Source organism: Actinocrinis sp. (genome assembly GCF_035938995.1).
Lineage (GTDB): Bacteria > Actinomycetota > Actinomycetes > Streptomycetales > Catenulisporaceae > DASZGI01.
Window position 1 is genome coordinate 70767 of sequence record NZ_DASZGI010000081.1, and the last position, 17179, is coordinate 87945.

The following is a 17179-nucleotide window of genomic DNA, read 5'->3' on the forward strand; positions in this document are numbered from 1 at the left end:
CGACGCGGCGTTCGCCGGTCAGAGAATCGAGACGAGGGCGGCACCGTCCGGGCTGCCGAGGCCGGTGCAGGCGTCCCACCCCGGCCCGGCGGCGTACGCGCCGTTGGTCCCGGACGTGATGTCGTGCAGGCCGCGTTGCGCCACTCCGGCGGCGACGCCGGAGTAGAGCGTCGATTGGACCAGGCCGAGCGGCTTTCCGGACAGTTCCGCGAGCCGGCACACCAGCGCGGCCCAGAGCGGGGCCACCGCGCTCGTTCCGCCGACCACGCCGGCCCGGCCGTCGACATAGATCTTGTAGCCGCTGGCGGGGTCCGCGTTGGCCGCGACGTCCGGCACGCCTCTGCCGGCCGCCGGGACGCCCGCGCCCGCTTGCCAAAGCGGCAGCGGGAACACCTTCGACACTCCGCCGCCAGTCGCCCCTCCACCGGTCGCGGAGTCGTTCCACACTGTCTCGCTGCTGATGGCGCCTGAGGCGGTCAACGCGAGCCGCGTCCCACCGCACGCGAGGACGTGCGGGCTCGAGGCGGGGAAATCGCAGTGAGCGGCGCCGTCCGTCTCGCCGTCCGCGGAGCCGTTGTCCCCGGCTGCCGCCAGCACCGTGACGCCGAGCGCCACAGCGTCCGCGCACGCCTGGTCCAGCGCGTCGCGGGCTTGCGCGGTCCAGGTGTCCTCCGGGCCGCCCCAGCTGATCGAGATCGCGGTCGGCGTCGGGGTGGCGTGCGCCGCCGCGGCGACCGCGTCGACGAAGCCCTGGTCGGTGTTGGGCGCGAAGTAGACGACCTGCGCGGCGCCGGGCGCGAGGGCCCCGGCGACCTCGATATCGAGCAGCACCTCGCCGTCCGGGCCGGACGGGTCCCCGGTCGGGCTGTTCGCCCCGCCGTCCACGCCGACCACGGTCACCGAGGGCTGCCGCAGCTTCAGGCCGCTGAAGTAGTGATTCAGGTCGCTGTGCGCGAACCCGCCGCCCAGTTCGATGATCGCGAGGGTGTGCCCGGCACCGTTGGCGCCCTTGGGGAACCCGTACGCGGCCCCGACCTGCGGCGCGGTGTACGAGACCGCCCCGGCCGCCTCGGGGGCGATGCGGAACTGGGCGCACGCCTGTGGCCGGTTGTCGATGCCGAGCACCGCGGTGACGACGCCCGACAGGGCGTCGGGCAGATTCAGCGGCCCGGTGCGGTAGCGGTGAACCAACCCTTCAGGGGCGAACCGGTGCGGCGTGCGGACAGTCGAGACGGCGGTGCCGAACGCCTCGCTGAACGCGCTCACCGTGCCGGAGATCGTCAGCCGCCGCGCGCCGGTGTCGGCCGCCACCACGGCGAGGTTGTGACGGACGAGCGCCGCGCCGACGCGGTCGACGTCCGCCTCGTCGGCGCCGTACCGTTCGCGCAGCTCGTCCCGGGTGACATAGTGCCCGCCGGTCGTCAGGTCGGTCGGGAGCGGCTGGCGACGGCGCAGGTACACCGACACCTCGATGCGTTCGTGCGGGTCGGCCGGCCCGAGGACGGTGGATGCGGGCAGCGGAGCGCGGTGCGAGGCGGCGAGTTCCATACCTCCATGGATACATCACGCCCTGTGATCGGGTCATGCTTCTCCGTGTTCGGCGCGCCGCGGCATGCGACCACGTGGCGCACCGAAGGGGCAGAGCGCGGGAAAGGTCCGTGGGGAGCGGTTAGGGTTGAGGGCGTCGCGAACACCGGGTCAGCCGAACCGCGCCGGTGACCGGCTGGTCAGCCCGATCACAGGTTGACAGCGTCCTTGTACCCCGGAAACGATGAGTGCTTCGCTTTGACGCGGCACTGGTGAGGGAGAGTCTTGATATCTTTCGAGCGGGTGACGAAAAGGTATCCGGACGGCACCGTCGCGGTGAGTTCGCTCAGCCTGGAGGCTCCGGACGGCGCGATCACCGTGCTGGTCGGCCCGTCCGGCTGCGGCAAGACCACGTCGCTGCGGATGGTGAACCGGCTGATCGAGCCGACCGAGGGCCGGATCCTGGTGAACGGGGTGGACGCGCGCCAGCAGCCGGCTGCCGAGCTGCGCCGCGGCATCGGCTACGTGATCCAGCAGGCCGGGCTCTTCCCGCACCGCACGATCGTCGACAACATCGCCACCGTGCCGCGGCTGCTCGGCCAGTCCCGGTCCGCCGCCCGGAACCGGGCGTTCGAGCTGATGGAACTCGTCGGCCTGGACAAGGCGCTGGCCAAGCGCTACCCGCACCAGCTGTCCGGCGGCCAGCAGCAGCGCGTCGGCGTGGCCCGGGCGCTGGCCGCGGACCCGCCGGTGCTGCTCATGGACGAACCGTTCTCCGCGGTCGACCCGATCGTGCGCAAAGGCCTGCAGGAGGAGTTCCTGCGGATCCAGGCGGCGGTCGCCAAGACGATCCTGTTCGTGACGCACGACATCGACGAGGCGGTCAAGCTCGGCGACAAGATCGCGGTGCTGCGCCAGGGCGGGATCCTGGCCCAGTTCGACACCCCGGACCGGCTGCTGGCCGAGCCCGCCGACGAGTTCGTCGAGCAGTTCCTCGGCACCGACCGCGGCATCAAGCGGCTGACCTTCTACACCGCGAACGGGCTCAACCTGCTGGGCGGCCCGGTGGTCGCGGCGGACACCGAGCCGGCCGCAGCGCGCGAGGCCGCCCTGTCCGGAGGCTTCCCGTGGCTTCTGGTGGTGGACGAGCAGCGCCGGCCGCTCGGCTGGACGAACCCTGAGGCGCTGTCCGGATCGCAGCCGGTGGGCAAGACGCGGCTGGTCTCGTTCGGGCACGTGTTCCGGGCGGACACCGACTCGCTGCGCGCCGCGCTCGACTCCGCGGTCCTCTCCCCCACCGGCTGGGCGGTCGGCGTCGACGCCGAAGGCGGGGTCATCGGCGTGGTGAGCCAGGAGACGATCGCGGACGCGATCCGAGCCGCGCACGCCACCCAGGCGCACGTGGACGTCGCGGTCGGCGACGTGGAGGGCGAGCCCGCCGCCGAGGACGCGGGCCCGGAAGACCGCTCGCTGGAGCAGGCGCGATGAGCGTCTTCGACCTGCCGAGCTACGTCCAGAACGACTACCTCGGCCTGATGGGCCAGCAGATCGAGGTCTCGCTGGGCGCCTGCGCCGCAGGGCTGGCGATCTCGCTGCCGATCGGGCAGGCCTGTGCCCGCTGGCGGCACGCTTACCCGCCGGTGCTCGTGTTCGTCACGATCCTCTACTCGATCCCCTCGATCGCGATGTTCGTGTTCCTGGTGGCGTACACCCACCTGACCGAGACCACCGTGTTCATCCCCCTGGTCATCTACAGCCTGGCGATCCTGGTGCCCGGCGTCGTGGACGGGATCCGCGCGGTGCCGCCCGAGGTGCGCATCGCCGCCGACGCGATGGGCTTCGGGCCGGCCCGCCGCTATCTCCAGGTGGAACTGCCCATCGCCACCCCCACGATCATGGCCGCGGTGCGGGTCGCCGCCGTCTCCAGCATCAGCCTCATGAGCGTCGGGGGCGTGCTCGGCAACCTCGGCGGCTTCGGCAACCTGTTCACCCAGGGTCTTAGGCACTTCGAGATCAGACTGGTGTGGCTGGGCCTGTTCAGCCTGCTGGCCCTGGCGCTGGCGGTCGATCTGGCGCTGCGGGCCCTGCAACGCCTCCTGACCCCGTGGTCGGCCCGAAGGAGCGTGCGCGCGTGATCCTCTTCCACTACTTCCGGGTCTTCTTCGGCGAGGCCCAGGTCCAGCACGGCTACGACAGCATCTGGCACCGGCTGGGCGAACACTGCTGGTACTCGCTGATCGCGCTGGTCTGCGCCGCCGTGATCGCGCTCCCGCTGGCGTTCCTGACCGGGCACACCGGCCGCGGCGACGCCCCGATCGCCGGGCTCGCCGCGGTCGGCCGGGCCATGCCGAGCCTGGGCCTGCTGGTGCTGCTCGCGGTGAAGATGGGCCTGAACTTCCAGGCCGTGCTGATCCCGCTGGTGGCGCTGGCGGTACCGCCGATCCTGCTCAACACCCACGAGGGGATCCGCGGGGTGGACACCGCCACCGTGGACGCCGCGCGCGGCATGGGGATGACGCCGCTTCAGATCCTGCTGCGGGTGGAGATCCCGGCCGCGCTGCCGCTCATCCTCAACGGGCTGCGCTCCGCCTCCGTGCAGATCGTGGCCACCGCGACCATCGCCGCCGTGGTGTCCTTCGGCGGCTTCGGGCGCTACGTGCTGGACGGCCTGTACGAGTACGACTACGCCCAGGTGGCCGGCGGCGCGCTGCTGGTGGCGCTGCTGTCGATCGCCGTGCTCGGGCTCTTCGGCGTGCTGTCCCGCACGCTCGTCTCACCGGGTGTGCGCCGCCGCGTCCAGTAGCCGATAAAGCAAAATGCCGTTCTCCGCCGCGCCGAGCGGAGAACGGCAGCGCTTTTCGCGCGCCTGACGCCCAGGTCTGCGACCTAAGCGTCTTAAGCCCTAAACCCTCATCTAAACCGCCGCCACCGCGCGAGCCAGGGCGTGTTCGAGCACGATGACCAGCGAGTCGCGCACCGAGCCCGAATCGCGTGCGTCGAACCGCACCACCGGCACCTCGGTCGCCACGTCCAAGGCCTCGCGCACCGCATCCAGCGGATGGGTCAGCGTCCCGTCGAACGTGTTGACCGCGACCGCGAAGGGCATTCCCTTGCGCTCGAAGTAATCTACGGCCTGGAAGCAGTCGTCCAGGCGGCGGCTGTCGACCACGACGAGCGCGCCGAGCGCGCCCTCGGTCACGTCGTCCCACATGAAGCCGAAGCGGTCCTGGCCGGGGGTGCCGAACAGGTACAGCTTCAGCGACGGGTCGAGCGTCAGGCAGCCGAAGTCCATGGCGACGGTGGTGGTGGTCTTGTCCGGCGTCATCGACGTGTCGTCGACCCCCACCGCGACCTCGGTGATCGCCGCCTCCGTGGTCAGCGGCTCGATCTCGGAGACCGAGGCCACCGCGGTCGTCTTGCCCACGCCGAAACCGCCTGCCACGACCATCTTGACCGGCAACGGCGGACGAACGGCCGGCTGGTCGTCAGTCGGCGTCCCTTGAGCCGACGGAAGTGGGGATGGAGCGGAGCCCATCGATCACCCTTCGCAATACGTCAATGTCGGAGGAGGTGCCCGCGCGCGGCACGTGCACCGCGAGCAGACGGCTGGCCCGCAAGTCCCCGGCCAGCACCCGGACCACGTTCAGATGCAGCCGCAGCCGTACGGCGACCTCCGCCAAGGACAGCGGCGTGCCACAGGCTTCGACGATGGCTCGCCGCTCGAAGGCCAGCGCGCCGAGCGCATGCAGGCCCTCCGCGGTCGCCACGACCTGGGTCTCCACCGGCAGCCCCGCCTCCGCCGCGACCCGGCCCTCGGTGACCATGAACGGACGGACCGCCGACGCCGGTTCGCCGCCCTGCGGCGATACCGCGCCCGACGCCGACCCGGCGCCGCGCGCCGCCCCGCCCTGCGGGGACGGCGGCACCCGGTTGGACCGCCCGCCCTGTCTGGTCACCCCATCGCTCCGACGGTGTTCTTGAGCTCCACGATCAGCTGCGGGCTGAGGATCGCCCCGACTCGGTTCGCGAACAGCGTCATCTCGTAGGCCACGTTACCGAGCTTGGCGTCCTTCGAGGTCACCACGCCGAGTACCGAGCCGCTGCCGATCGAGGACACCAGCAGGTGCCCGCCGGCCATGTCGATGATCACCTTGTTGAGCGAGCCGAGGCCGTAGTTCCCCGCGGCGCCCGCTGCCAGGCTGGTGATACCCGACACGATGGCGGCCAACCGCTCCGAGTCGGCCTGATCACCTGGGCGGGAGACCGCGATCAGCAGTCCGTCGGAGGAGACCGCTATCGCGTCGACGACTCCGGCGGTCTCGGTGGCGAACCGGCTGACCATCCAGGTGAAGTCCTTCGCCGCGGCGCGCAGGCCGTCGGCGTCGGGGGTGGTGGAGGCGTTCACGGCCTCTCTCCCTTCTCCTCGTCGGTGTCCCCCGCGACCGGTGCGTTGGCCGTCGCTGCGGGTGGTCGGGCCGACGGCTCCTGGGCGCTGTCGCGCAGCGCCCGGTCCACACCGGCCTCGAACTCTTCGATGGCGGCCCGCGCGGCCTCGGCGTCGAGCGCCGTGGCCGGTGCGAGCGTGACGCCCTGCCGTCCGCCGGAAGGGAAGGACTGGGGGGCGCGGTTGCCTCGCACCCGGCGCGGCAGCAGTGGCGCGCCGGGGCTGAGCGGCGCGCCCGGACCGGGCGCGGTGGAGCGGGGAGCGCCGCCGGCTGGCGCGGTCGGGGCCGGCGCGGTAGCCGACCCGGACCCGGGCTGGCGCTGGCCGCCGTCGCGCGGCGGACGCTGGGGCAGCCCGGTGGACGTCACGGCGGGCAGGGGCGCGGTCGTGGCGGTGGCCGTGTCGCGCCGCTGCTCCGGCATCGGCGGGGTGGGAACGGTGCGCGGTGCGGGGGCCGCGGCGGACGTCCCGCGCTCGATCAGTTCGGTGTGGCCCAGCAGCAGCTCGTCGGGGATGCTCACCCGGGCGGTCAGGCCGCCGCCCGCGGTCTGGGCGAGGCTGACCCGCACGCCGGTGCGCACGGCCAGGCGGCCGACCACGTACAGCCCGAGCACCTTGGTCGGGGCCAGGTCCAGCCGGTCGCGCTTGACCAGCAGCCGGTTCTCCTCGGCCAGGCGCTCCGGGGACATGCCGACGCCGCGGTCGACGATCTCCACGACCGCGCCGCGCGAGACGGTCCGCACGGCCACGTCGACGGTGCTCGAGGTGGGCGAGAAGGCGACCGCGTTCTCGACCAGCTCGGCGATCATCAGGGTCAGGTCGCCGATGGCTCCGGGGGTGACCATCGAGTCGCCCTCGGCGCCGAGCACGACCCGCTGGTAGCCCTCGATCCGGCCGACGGCGGAGCGCACCACGTCGGTCAGCCGCATCGGGGTCGCGTCCAGGGCGTTCTCGCGCTCGCCGGAGAGCAGGACCAGGCTGTCCGCGCCGCGCTGGAGGCGCACCGCGAGGTGGTCTATCCGGTAGAGGCGCTCGAGCAGCACCGGGTCGGTCTCGCTGCGCTCCATCGCGTCGATCAGGGCGAGCTGGCGGCCGGTGAGGTTGTGGATGCGCCGCCCGACGTTGCCGAACATCTCCGCGGTGTTGCGCCGGATGGTGAGCTGGCGCTCGAGCACCTTGACCGCGGTCTCCTGGAGCCGGTTGAACGAGCCGGCCAGGTCGCCGATCTCGTCCTGGCTGCTGACCGTGACCCGTTCCAGCTCCGGCGGGGCGTCGCCGTCCTGGTCCTCGTCGGCGACGCGCTCGAGGTCCTGCTCGGCGATGCTGGCGATGCGGGTGGCGGCCAGGGTCAGCCGCAGCACCGGGCGGGCGATCGAGTGGCGGATCAGGACGCTGAAGATCAGCAGGGCGATCAGCATCACCACGGCGAGCAGCACGAGGCCCACGGCGGTCCACGCGGCGACCGAGGAGCTGTGGGTGGCGCGGGCGACCACCTGGCTGGTGACGGTCCGCTCCATGTTCGCGCGCGCGACGGTCTGCTCGAGGGCCGCGTTGGTGACGTCGATCGAGTTGGCCGTGGAGCCGAGGGTCGAGCTGTGCCCCTCGACGATGATCGAGTCGACCGTGTCGGTGTTGAAGTTGTCCAGCACCTGCTGGTTAGCGTCGTGCTGGACGTTGTCGTAGAGGCTGTAGTCGGCCGGCGGGGCGAACTCGGAGAGGCGCTGGCCCTGGGAGACCTGGACGCCGAATTCCTGCTCGGCGATCGGGTACTGCACCGGCGCGGCACCTGGGTTGCCGGCGATCTCGACCAGCGCGGCCTCGCGCTCGCTGGCGGCGAGGTCGGCCTCGAAGAGCACGTCGAGCTCCGCCTCGGGGACGGCCGCCGGGTTGCCGTTGGCCGCCGCCTGGGTCAGGCCCACGTCGTCGGCCAGGTCCTGCATCGCGGTCGTATAGGCCTGCAGCACGATGGTGCCCATGATCGCGCCGCTACGCACCTCGGTGCGTATCTCGTTCAGCGCGTCTATCTCGTCGAGCGCGGGGCGCATCGCGAGCGGCGGATTGTTCTGATAGGCGGCGAGCACCGCGTTCCGCTGCGCCTGGGTCGCGGCGATCGCCCGGTTGTAGGCGGTGGCGTCGATCAGCGGGACCTTGTCCACCACGCCGAGCGCGTTCTCCTGCTCCGCGTTCAGATCGCTGATCAGGGTGCTGACCTGGGCGGTGGCGCCCATGTACGAGGCCGCGGTCTCCCAGGTGCGGGCCGCGTCGACCTGCTGGACCACCAGCGGGCTGAGCAGGCCGACGATGGCCAGGCACGGGATGGCGATCAGGAGGTCGAGCTTGCGGCGGAACGGGATCCGGTCCAAGCCCTTGGCCCCGTCCCGACGGCGCGCCCGACGTCCCTGCCCAGGCCCACTGCCCACTGCCACCGCGCGCCTCCCGCTGATGTGCCGCAAACCCGTCCGAATCCTCGGGGCGGTTCACGCCAAACGTCGAGTCGATCAGTTTTCAGTTCCGAACCGGCAGAACAGTATCGAATGCCGCGGCGGTTTGTCGCCATCCGGTCACGCGCTGGATGTTTCGGAGGCGTGAACAGTGTGAGGACTGGAGCAAGCGATACGCTTTGGTGATCGTGTCGCGGTTGACTGTCATTCTCGCCCGCGGATTGGATGGCCGGAAGGAAAGCACCGCCGGGGCGGTTAGACGACCAGGTGGGACCACGGCCGGGCCGTTCGCGCCCCCCGCGCGGCGTTGTCCGTCCACGTTCCGCAGCTTCCAGTGACGTCGATCCGACCCCGAGGAGCCACCGTGATCAGCAGGAAGACCAGGCGGGCCGCCGCGGCCCTGTCAGCCGCGTTCGTGGCGGGGGCGGCCCTGGCCGCGTGCTCGAGTTCGAACAGTCCGGGCTCCTCCGGCTCCAACCCGCTGGGCGGGGGTGCGGCGCCCAGCGGCTCGATCGTGGTGGGCTCGGACAACTTCCCGGAGAGCGAACTGCTCGCCTATATCTATGGCGAGGCGCTGGCCGCCAAGGGCTACAACGTGTCCTACAAGCTGGACATCGCCAGCCGGGAGGTCACCTACGGGCTGCTCAAGTCCGGGACGATCACCATGAAGCCGGAGTACAACGGCGCGCTGCTGGCGTACCTCGACGGCATCCAAAGCCCGAAGAAGAACAACCCGCAGACCTCGACCGCCCAGGTGGACGCGGCGATCGCCGGCGAGCTGGACACCAACCTGGAGATCCTCGACCCCGCGACGGCGCAGGACAACGACACCCTCACGCTGAGCAAGAACGAGGCCGGCACGCTGGCGTTGAAGTCCGGCGCCTCGATCGCGGACTTCGTGACCGCGCTGAAGGGCGGGCCGGTCACCCTCGGCGCGGCGCCCGAGTTCCAGACCCGCTACCAGGGCATTCTGGGCCTCGAGCAGGCTTACGGGCTCAAGGCGTCGCAGATCAACTTCAAGTCGCTGGACGCCGGCGGCACGCTCACCGAGACCGCGCTGACCTCCGACGCCGTGCAAGCGGGCGACCTGTTCACCACGGACCCGACGATCACCCAGGGCGGCCTGCTGACGCTGACCGACCCGAAGAACATCTTCGGCCTGCAGAACGTGCTGCCGCTGATCAACAAGACCGCGATCAACTCCGCCGGGATCACCGCGCTCAACGCCGTGGACGCGAAGCTCGACTCGCAGTCGCTGCTCGGCCTCGACGTCAAGACCCAGGTCCAGAAGGCGGACCCGAAGACGGTCGCGCACGACTGGCTCACCTCGGAGGGCCTGATCTGACGGTCGGCCGCCGGTGACGGATCCGGTGTCCGGGCGGCGTGCGCCGGTCGGACACCGGGTCCGCGGCGGGCGTGACGGCGCCGATCGGTCACCTCGGGTTGGCCCCGGGAACATTCGTACGCCTACCCTGGCGCATAGAACGGCTCTACTGTCCAGTGACTGATGAGGCAGCGGAGATTCACTCGGGTAGGAGATACGAATGTTGCGAAGTACACTCAGCCGGCTCGCGTTCGCCGGGCTCGTCGTGGGTGCCGCGGTCACCGAGGGCGGTGCGGCGTCGGCGAGCGCCGTCGGACCGGACGGCGCCGGCTGGGTAGGTGGGGGCACCGCAGTATCTCACGCTGCCTCAGCTGGCACTGCCTCAGCTGGCACTGCTTCAGCTGGCACCGGGTCAAATACGACTCTGCAGCCTTTCACCGGTACCGGCTGTCACACCTATGACTTCTGGAGCGGCGCGCACGTCTGTGTCACGGTGTACGGCTCGGGCCTGCACGTGGACTCGGTCAGCGGGGAGACCGACGGCCCCGACTCGGACTGGGGTCAGCTCTGGGACAGCGACGGCGTGGTCAACATCTGGGGGTATCCGACCAACCACTACCTGACCGTGGACTGGTCGTCGGGTGGGGGGATCTGGCTGCCGCAGAACGACAACCTCTGCTTCACCGACACCACTCTCAACCAGACCGCCTGCCTGACCGTCCACTCCTGAGCCAGGAGCCGAACAGGTCACGCGTGGCCCGCTCCGCCCCGTCTTCGTCAGGCAGCTTCACGGGCGCCGCGTAAGGGCGGTCCGACCCGAGCACGATGCGCTCGGCCTCCCTGGGCGCCTCGCCGGACGCGCCGGGTCTCATCGCCGCGGACACGGCGCGGATCGCGACCTCCCCGTACGACGAGGTCTCGAACCAGACGCCCGGGTCGCCGACCCCGCCGCCCGCGCCCTGCGGACCGCCGCGCGCCTGAACGCGCTCGCGGTGCACCGGGGCGAGACCGGCGAGCATCGCGAAGCAGACCTTCAGCGCGGGGTGCGCCGGGCGCCCGTACGCGGCGAAAGCGAAGCACGCGGCGTGCATCTGCTGCACGTAGTCGACCACCGCGGGCCACCATGGCGGCACGTCACCGTGCGGCGGGGCCGCCCCCGGATGCACGAACAGTGGCCTGTCCCACTCCTCAAGCACCCGCAGCAACGGTCCACAGCGCTCGTATCCGGCCCGGTCCGCCAGCGCCGTCGCAGGCAGCTGCAACCCGACGCAGCCGGCGTCCAGCAGCTTCCCCAGCGCGTCCGGATCGGGCTGTGTCACGCAGGCCGCCGCCCACATCCCGAATCCGCCGAGGCGTCCCGGATCGCTCGGCAACCCGGGATTGTCCTGGTGGTAGGCGTCCAGCAGCGGCGCCGCCTCAGCCGCGGGCAGGAACTCGATGCCCAGCGGGCTGGACAGCGAGAGCAGCGCGAGGTCGACGCCGTCGGCCCGGTTCAACCGCAACCGCCGCTCGATCTCGTGGTCGTGCGGCGCGACCTGGTACTCCGGCTCGCCCTCGAGGTGCAGGGTCCAGCCGACCAGGCGCGGCGGTGTGCTGCGGGCCCGCAGCGCCTCGACGAAGGGCGCCGTCCACAGATGCTGATGGACATCGATGCGCACTGTGGCCGCCCTCGCTCCCGCCGGTCTGATCGTTCCGCTCCGATGCTATCCACGCCGTCGGCGGGAATATTCCCGCGGCACCGCGGGTCTTGCGCCGCTCCCGACGAGCGGACAAGCTTGTCCGGATCCTGCCACGAGCGGGACCTTTACGCCTGTTCGGCCGATCTGAGGACGTGCAGTACCCATGCGTATATCCACCCGATTGCCGCGCTTGGCCGCGGTTCTCGCCGCGCTCGTCGCCGCCGTGGTCACCGCGCTCGGCCCGGCCGGGGCGGCCGCCGCGGCGACCCCCGCCGTCGAGATCAACTATCAGAACCCTGTCACCGCGTTCCCGCCGGTCAGCCGGCCGGACACCGCGCACTGCACCGTCGCCGCGATGCAGCACGACTTCGCCAACAGCTACGGCCAGCCGTTCGTCGGCACGCTGACGCCCCCGGCCGCCTGCCCCGGCCCATGGTCGAAGGTGGTGCTCGACTGGAGCGGCAGCGTGGCCGGGCGGCAGTACGACCGGCTGGCCGGGGTCTGGATCGGCGGCACCGAGGTGTTCCGGACCAGTACCCCCGAGCCCGACCCGGCGGGCATCTCCTGGCACGTGGACGCGGACATCTCCCGCTTCATCCCGCTGCTGCGCACGCCCCAGCCGCTGGTGGCGGACCTCGGCAACATCGTCAACAGCACGTACACCGGCATTTACCACATGACCCTGACCGTCACCTACTACCAGGCGGACGCCGCCCACCCGGCCGCGCAGGTCGCGGACCAGGTGATCCCGGTCAGCCAGGGCGGCACGACCTCGGCCGGCTGGTGGGCGCTGACCGCCGGGCAGACCGCGACGCAGTCGGTGACCTTCCCGCGCAACCTCACCAGCGCGACCCTCGAGGTGTTCGCGCGCGGCGGCGGCTGCGAAGAGTTCTGGTACACCAACGCCCCCGACTCCTACAACGCGGCGCACCCGGGCTACGGGCTGTGCGGCGGCGGGCCGTACCGCGAGGTCGAGGTCGAGGTGGACGGCAAGCTCGCGGGCGTCGCGCAGCCGTTCCCGGCCATCTACAGCGGCGGGATCAGCCCGCTGATGTGGCGGCCCATCATGAGCGTGGACTCGCTGCGCACCGAGGCCTACTCGATCGACCTGACCCCGTTCGCGGGCCTGCTCACCGACGGCAAGGCGCACCAGATCACCCTGCTGCCGCCGGCGGGCATCAGCGACGTCTGGCTCATGGACGGCACGCTGTTCCTGAACACCGACCACCACGCCGCGCAGACCAGCGGCGCCCTGGTCAAGGACGCCATCGCCGCCGCACCCGCCCTCACCAGCACGGTGACCTCGCCGAACGCCACCACCGACGTCATCACCACCGACGCCTCGCGGGACTGGACGGTGTCCGGCTACGTCGACACCTCGGCGGGCCGGGTCACCACGACGGTGACTCAGCACCTTTCGTACTCGAACGTGGACACCATCACCCAGGCGGGCAACGCCCAGAGCGTCCAGCAGCGGGACCAGGGCTACACAGAGGTCACCACCTCCGGCGGCCCCGAGTCCAGTGAGCCGAGTGAGCCCGGCGCGGCGCGCGATTCCTGGTCCTACCCCATTGACGTGACCAGCGTGTACCAGCCCAGTTCGACCGGCTCGGGCTTCCTGGTCCGGGGTACGGCCGACGTATCACGAATCACCACCACCGACACACGCACGGGTGACGACTGGCGCACAACGGCGCACGTCAACGACCATGTGACGGCGAACGGCGTGCTCCAGCGCGACGACAGCGGGAACGTTGTCCAGGCCGACGGCGCGGACACCGAGGACTACTTCGCCCAGTCGGCGGACGCCCCGTGTTATCACCACAAGATCGAAGCGGACCACGGCTATGTGACCTCGGACCGGTACTTCGACTGCGGCTGATACGTCAACTGCCGCTCGCGTGTGCGTACGCGATGCGTCAGCGGATTGCACCGAAAGATCGCGCGGTGGGGAACGCCTTAGCTCCCCGCCGCGCGATCTTTCTGCTGTCAGGCCCGGCTTAGCTTTGACAAGCGACACGTCCGCCGCTGCTTCACGCCACCGACGCACAGAAGACACGTCGCGGATACGGTATGACGAAGCGCGGACGACGGGGCACGCGCCGCGGTCCGGACCCCATCCACGCTCCGATCACGCCCCGGACCGTGAGCTTCGTGCGTCACTAGACTGGCCGAATATGCCGAACCTGATGTGGACCTGGCAGGAGGCGGCCGCTGTCACCGGAGTGCTGGCCGCGCTCTGGGGGATCCTGCGGTTACGCGACGCCGGGCACCGGGTTCAGCCGTTCCTGCGCGAAGCCTCGCTGATCATCGGACTGTACGGCCTATGGCAGCTCGCCGGGGACCTCGCCGGGTCGGGGACGTACGCCGCTGTCGGGCGCGGCAAGTGGATCTGGGACGTGGAGCGCACGCTGCACCTGCCGAGCGAGCACACGGTCCAGGCGTGGATCCTGCCTCATCCGCTCCTCGTGGAGACGGCGAATCTCTACTACGCCTCCATGCACTTCACCGCGTTGATCGTGTTCCTGGTGTGGCTGTTCGTCCGCCATCCGGACGCCTATTCGCACTGGCGCACCACGATGGCGCTGCTCACGGCGGCGTGCCTGGCGATCCAGTTCCTGCCGGTCGCCCCGCCGCGGATGGTCCTGGGGATCGGGCTTGCGGACACGGCCATGCAGTACGGCCAATCGGTGTACGGGACGGTGGGCGGCTTCGACCCGGACCAGCTGTCCGCGATGCCTTCGGTGCACGTGGGCTGGGCAGTGTTGATCGCGCTGTGCGCCTACAGGGTCAGCACGTCGCGTTGGCGCTACCTGGGCACGGCGCACGCGGCGATGACCATATTCGTGGTCGTAGCAACCGGTAACCACTTCTGGGCGGATGGAATAGTCGCAGTCGCACTCCTCGGCGCGACGCTCGGCGCGCAGGCGGCGACCCGCTCCCGCATACGCCGGCGGGTGACCGGCCGTAAAGATCTCACCAAGCCTGACGTGGAAAAGAGCGGGCTCGTTGACGTGATGTAACGCGGGGTTCATCATCACCGCAGCCCCGTTATTACCGATCGGTAACCCGGGCAGCTTCCCCCACGTTTCCCCCACGCATCACTGCCGCTTGGAGTACCCGCATGCCCTCTGTCGTGCGCGCCCGCGCCACTGTAGCCGTCGGCGCCGCGCTCATCCTCACCGCAGCCACTGCAACCACAGCCGCCGCCGACGCCCCGACCGGAAAGTACGTCTCCCTCGGCGACTCCTATGTCGCCGGCCCGCTGATCCCCGACCAGAGCGGCGGGCTGTGCCTGCGCTCCGACCACAACTACCCGTCGCTCGTGGCCACCGCGATCGGCTCGTCCTCGCTGTCGGACGCCAGCTGCTCCGGCGCGACGACGTACGACCTGGCGCAGACGCAGACCGACGCCGGAGTCCCGGTCAACGCACCGCAGCTCGACTCGGTGACCAGCGACACCCGCCTGGTGACCCTCGGGATCGGCGGCAACGACGTTGGATTCGTCAGCATCATCCTCACGTGTGCTGCGCTGAGCCTTACCAATCCCTTCGGGGACCCCTGCACCGCGCACTACACCTCCGGCGGCTCGGACCAGCTGGCCGCCATGATCGACGCCACGGAGCCCAAGGTCGCCGCCGTGCTCCAGGCGATCCATCAGCACGCCCCACAGGCGCGCGTACTCGTCGTGGGCTACCCGGACATCCTTCCCGAGCACAGCGACGGCTGCTGGCCTCTGCAGCCGATCGCGTACGGGGACGTGTCCTACCTGCGTACGACCGAGAAGGAGCTCAACGCGATGCTGGCGACGGCCGCGGCGCAGAACGGTGCCGAGTACGTGGACACGTACACACAGACCATCGGCCACGACATCTGCAAGCCCGAGGGCGTCAAGTGGATCGAGGGCGTGATCCCCACCGCGCCCGCCGCTCCGGTGCACCCCAACGCCGAGGGCGAAGAGACCCTGGCGAACATCGTCGAGGCCGCACTCGACTGATCCACCGATCACTGATCATCTGACCGCCACACCCGAGCCGGTCATCTGATCCGCCCCACCCGGCCGGGCCAAGGCCGCACTTGGACCCGCCGAAACCGCCGCCCGCCCGCCATCCCGCGGGCGGGCGGCCTTCATCTTTCGCGCACCGCCCAGCTCACCAGCCCACATTCACCGCCCCTCCACCCGCCTACAACCTCCCCCACCCCTCCCCACCCCTTTATCCATACCCTGCGTTCCCCCAACCCACCGCCAAGTTATCCACAGCACTTATCCACAGCTTCCCGCTTCCCCCTCGCCCCGCGTCGCCGCCGTCCTATAGAAAGGCAACATGAGCGTTCAGCACGAATCCCCGACCCTCGACCGCGTGGCGTTACGCGCCGAGGCGGAATCGGTGCTGCGCGCCCTGGCGGGCGAGGCGGCCCGGCTGCGCGACGACCAGTGGCAGGCGATCGAGGCGCTGGTGGCCGACCGGCGCCGCTGCCTGGTGGTCCAGCGCACCGGCTGGGGCAAGTCAGCCGTCTATTTCACCGCGACGGCGCTGCTGCGGGCCCGCGGCGCCGGGCCGACGGTGATCGTCTCGCCGCTGCTCGCCCTCATGCGCAACCAGATCGACGCGGCCGCCCGAGCCGGGTTGCGCGCCGCCACCATCAACTCGGCGAACCTCACCGACTGGACCGGAATCGAGGAGCGGATCCGGCTCGGCGAGGTGGATCTGCTGCTGATCAGCCCGGAGCGGCTGAACAACCCGGGGTTCCGGGACAACGTGCTGGAGAAGCTGGCCGCCGAGACCGGGCTGCTGGTGGTCGACGAGGCACACTGCATCTCGGACTGGGGCCACGATTTCCGGCCCGACTACCGGCGCCTGCGCACCCTGATCGGCCGGCTGCGCCCGGGGCTGCCGATCCTCGCCACCACCGCGACGGCCAACTCGCGGGTCACCGCGGACGTCGCCGAACAGCTGGGCACCGGCGCCGAGTCGGCGCTGGTGCTGCGCGGCAGCCTGGACCGCGCATCGCTGCGGCTGGCCGTGGTGCGGCTGCCTGACCCGGCACACCGGCTGGCCTGGCTGGCCGACCACCTCGGCGAGCTGCCGGGTTCGGGCATCATCTACACCCTGACGGTGGCGGGAGCCGAGGAGACCGCCCAGTTCCTGCGCGACCGGGGGTACACAGTCGCCGCCTACACCGGCCGCACCGACGACACCCAGCGCCAGGAGGCCGAGGCCGACCTGCTGGCCAACCGGATCAAGGCGCTGGTCGCCACCTCCGCACTGGGCATGGGCTTCGACAAGCCGGACCTCGGGTTCGTCGTGCACCTCGGCGCCCCGTCCTCGCCGATCGCCTACTACCAGCAGGTCGGGCGGGCCGGGCGCGGAGTCGAGCGGGCAGAGGTGGTGCTGCTGCCCGGTGCGGAGGACGAGGCGATCTGGCGGTATTTCAGCTCGCTCGCCTTTCCGCCCCGCCCGGTCGTCGAGCTGGTCCTCGACGTCCTGCGCGAGGCCCCGAAACCGCTGTCGACGATGGCCATCGAGCCGCGCGTGGAGCTCAAGCGGAGCCGGCTCGAGCTGCTGCTGAAGATACTGGACGCGGACGGCGCGGTCCGGCGCACCACCGGCGGGTGGACGGCGACCGGCGTGCCGTGGGAGTACGACGAGGAGCGCTACTCCCGGATCACCGCGGCCCGGGAGCGGGAGCAGCGCGCGATGCTCGGCTACGCCGCGTCCGACGGCTGCCGGATGGAGTTTCTGCGCCGGGAGCTGGACGATCC

The 17179-nt window shown here is 70.9% G+C and carries 15 protein-coding genes; 9 read left to right on the top strand and 6 right to left on the bottom strand.

Annotation, left to right across the window (positions count from 1 at the left end; translation table 11 throughout):
- Nucleotides 1–18: 18 nt before the first annotated feature.
- The gene (locus tag VGZ32_RS05345; RefSeq protein WP_326884691.1) at nt 19–1548 is read right to left on the bottom strand and encodes a S53 family peptidase; all 1530 of its coding nucleotides are present in this window, start codon (nt 1546–1548) and stop codon (nt 19–21) included.
- A gap of 264 nt (nt 1549–1812) precedes the next feature.
- Here VGZ32_RS05345 and VGZ32_RS05350 point away from each other — a divergent pair, with 264 nt between their 5' ends.
- The 3 genes from VGZ32_RS05350 to VGZ32_RS05360 are packed head-to-tail and all read left to right on the top strand — an operon-like array spanning nt 1813 to nt 4330.
- Entirely contained in the window at nt 1813–3015 is a 1203-nt protein-coding gene (locus tag VGZ32_RS05350; RefSeq protein ID WP_349263486.1) for an ABC transporter ATP-binding protein, read from the top strand.
- The gene (locus VGZ32_RS05355) at nt 3012–3662 is read left to right on the top strand and encodes an ABC transporter permease (RefSeq protein ID WP_326884693.1); all 651 of its coding nucleotides are present in this window, start codon (nt 3012–3014) and stop codon (nt 3660–3662) included. The genes VGZ32_RS05350 and VGZ32_RS05355 overlap by 4 nt, the downstream gene beginning before the upstream one ends.
- Nucleotides 3659–4330, top strand: a complete 672-nt coding sequence (locus tag VGZ32_RS05360; RefSeq protein WP_326884694.1) for an ABC transporter permease — start codon at nt 3659–3661, stop codon at nt 4328–4330. Before VGZ32_RS05355 ends, VGZ32_RS05360 begins: the two co-directional genes overlap by 4 nt.
- Before the next feature lie 111 nt (nt 4331–4441).
- Here the strand turns inward: VGZ32_RS05360 and VGZ32_RS05365 are convergent, their stop codons facing one another.
- The 4 genes from VGZ32_RS05365 to VGZ32_RS05380 are packed head-to-tail and all read right to left on the bottom strand — an operon-like array spanning nt 4442 to nt 8397.
- Complete coding sequence (locus VGZ32_RS05365) at nt 4442–5062, bottom strand: GTP-binding protein (RefSeq protein WP_349263487.1); 621 nt, start codon at nt 5060–5062, stop codon at nt 4442–4444.
- The gene (locus tag VGZ32_RS05370; protein WP_326884695.1) at nt 5013–5483 is read right to left on the bottom strand and encodes a DUF742 domain-containing protein; all 471 of its coding nucleotides are present in this window, start codon (nt 5481–5483) and stop codon (nt 5013–5015) included. The genes VGZ32_RS05365 and VGZ32_RS05370 overlap by 50 nt, the downstream gene beginning before the upstream one ends.
- Nucleotides 5480–5869, bottom strand: a complete 390-nt coding sequence (locus tag VGZ32_RS05375; RefSeq protein WP_349263491.1) for a roadblock/LC7 domain-containing protein — start codon at nt 5867–5869, stop codon at nt 5480–5482. Before VGZ32_RS05375 ends, VGZ32_RS05370 begins: the two co-directional genes overlap by 4 nt.
- A gap of 59 nt (nt 5870–5928) precedes the next feature.
- Nucleotides 5929–8397: a HAMP domain-containing sensor histidine kinase gene (locus VGZ32_RS05380; protein WP_326884697.1), complete on the bottom strand. Its 2469-nt coding sequence runs from the start codon at nt 8395–8397 to the stop codon at nt 5929–5931.
- 379 nt (nt 8398–8776) lie between these two features.
- Here VGZ32_RS05380 and VGZ32_RS05385 point away from each other — a divergent pair, with 379 nt between their 5' ends.
- Nucleotides 8777–9757 (top strand): ABC transporter substrate-binding protein, encoded by a 981-nt coding sequence (locus VGZ32_RS05385; protein WP_326884698.1) that lies wholly within the window; start codon nt 8777–8779, stop codon nt 9755–9757.
- A gap of 199 nt (nt 9758–9956) precedes the next feature.
- Nucleotides 9957–10466 (top strand): hypothetical protein, encoded by a 510-nt coding sequence (locus tag VGZ32_RS05390; RefSeq protein ID WP_326884699.1) that lies wholly within the window; start codon nt 9957–9959, stop codon nt 10464–10466.
- Here VGZ32_RS05390 and VGZ32_RS05395 read toward each other — a convergent pair.
- Nucleotides 10432–11394, bottom strand: coding sequence for a hypothetical protein (locus VGZ32_RS05395; protein ID WP_326884700.1), 963 nt, complete (start codon nt 11392–11394; stop codon nt 10432–10434). The two genes, VGZ32_RS05390 and VGZ32_RS05395, sit on opposite strands and share 35 nt — an antisense overlap.
- A 184-nt stretch (nt 11395–11578) precedes the next feature.
- Between VGZ32_RS05395 and VGZ32_RS05400 the strand changes: the two genes are divergently transcribed.
- From VGZ32_RS05400 to VGZ32_RS05415, 4 genes are all read left to right on the top strand, one after another.
- Nucleotides 11579–13297 carry a peptide-N4-asparagine amidase gene (locus VGZ32_RS05400; RefSeq protein WP_326884701.1) on the top strand — a complete coding sequence of 573 codons (1719 nt, stop codon included), beginning with the start codon at nt 11579–11581 and terminating at the stop codon, nt 13295–13297.
- A gap of 295 nt (nt 13298–13592) precedes the next feature.
- Nucleotides 13593–14438 carry a phosphatase PAP2 family protein gene (locus VGZ32_RS05405; RefSeq protein WP_326884702.1) on the top strand — a complete coding sequence of 282 codons (846 nt, stop codon included), beginning with the start codon at nt 13593–13595 and terminating at the stop codon, nt 14436–14438.
- A 101-nt stretch (nt 14439–14539) separates the two neighbouring features.
- A complete protein-coding gene (locus tag VGZ32_RS05410) occupies nt 14540–15412 on the top strand; it encodes an SGNH/GDSL hydrolase family protein (protein WP_326884703.1) in 873 nt (290 codons plus the stop codon).
- A gap of 328 nt (nt 15413–15740) precedes the next feature.
- Nucleotides 15741–17179 (top strand): RecQ family ATP-dependent DNA helicase (locus VGZ32_RS05415; protein ID WP_326884704.1); only part of this gene is annotated, 1439 nt, incomplete at its 3' end.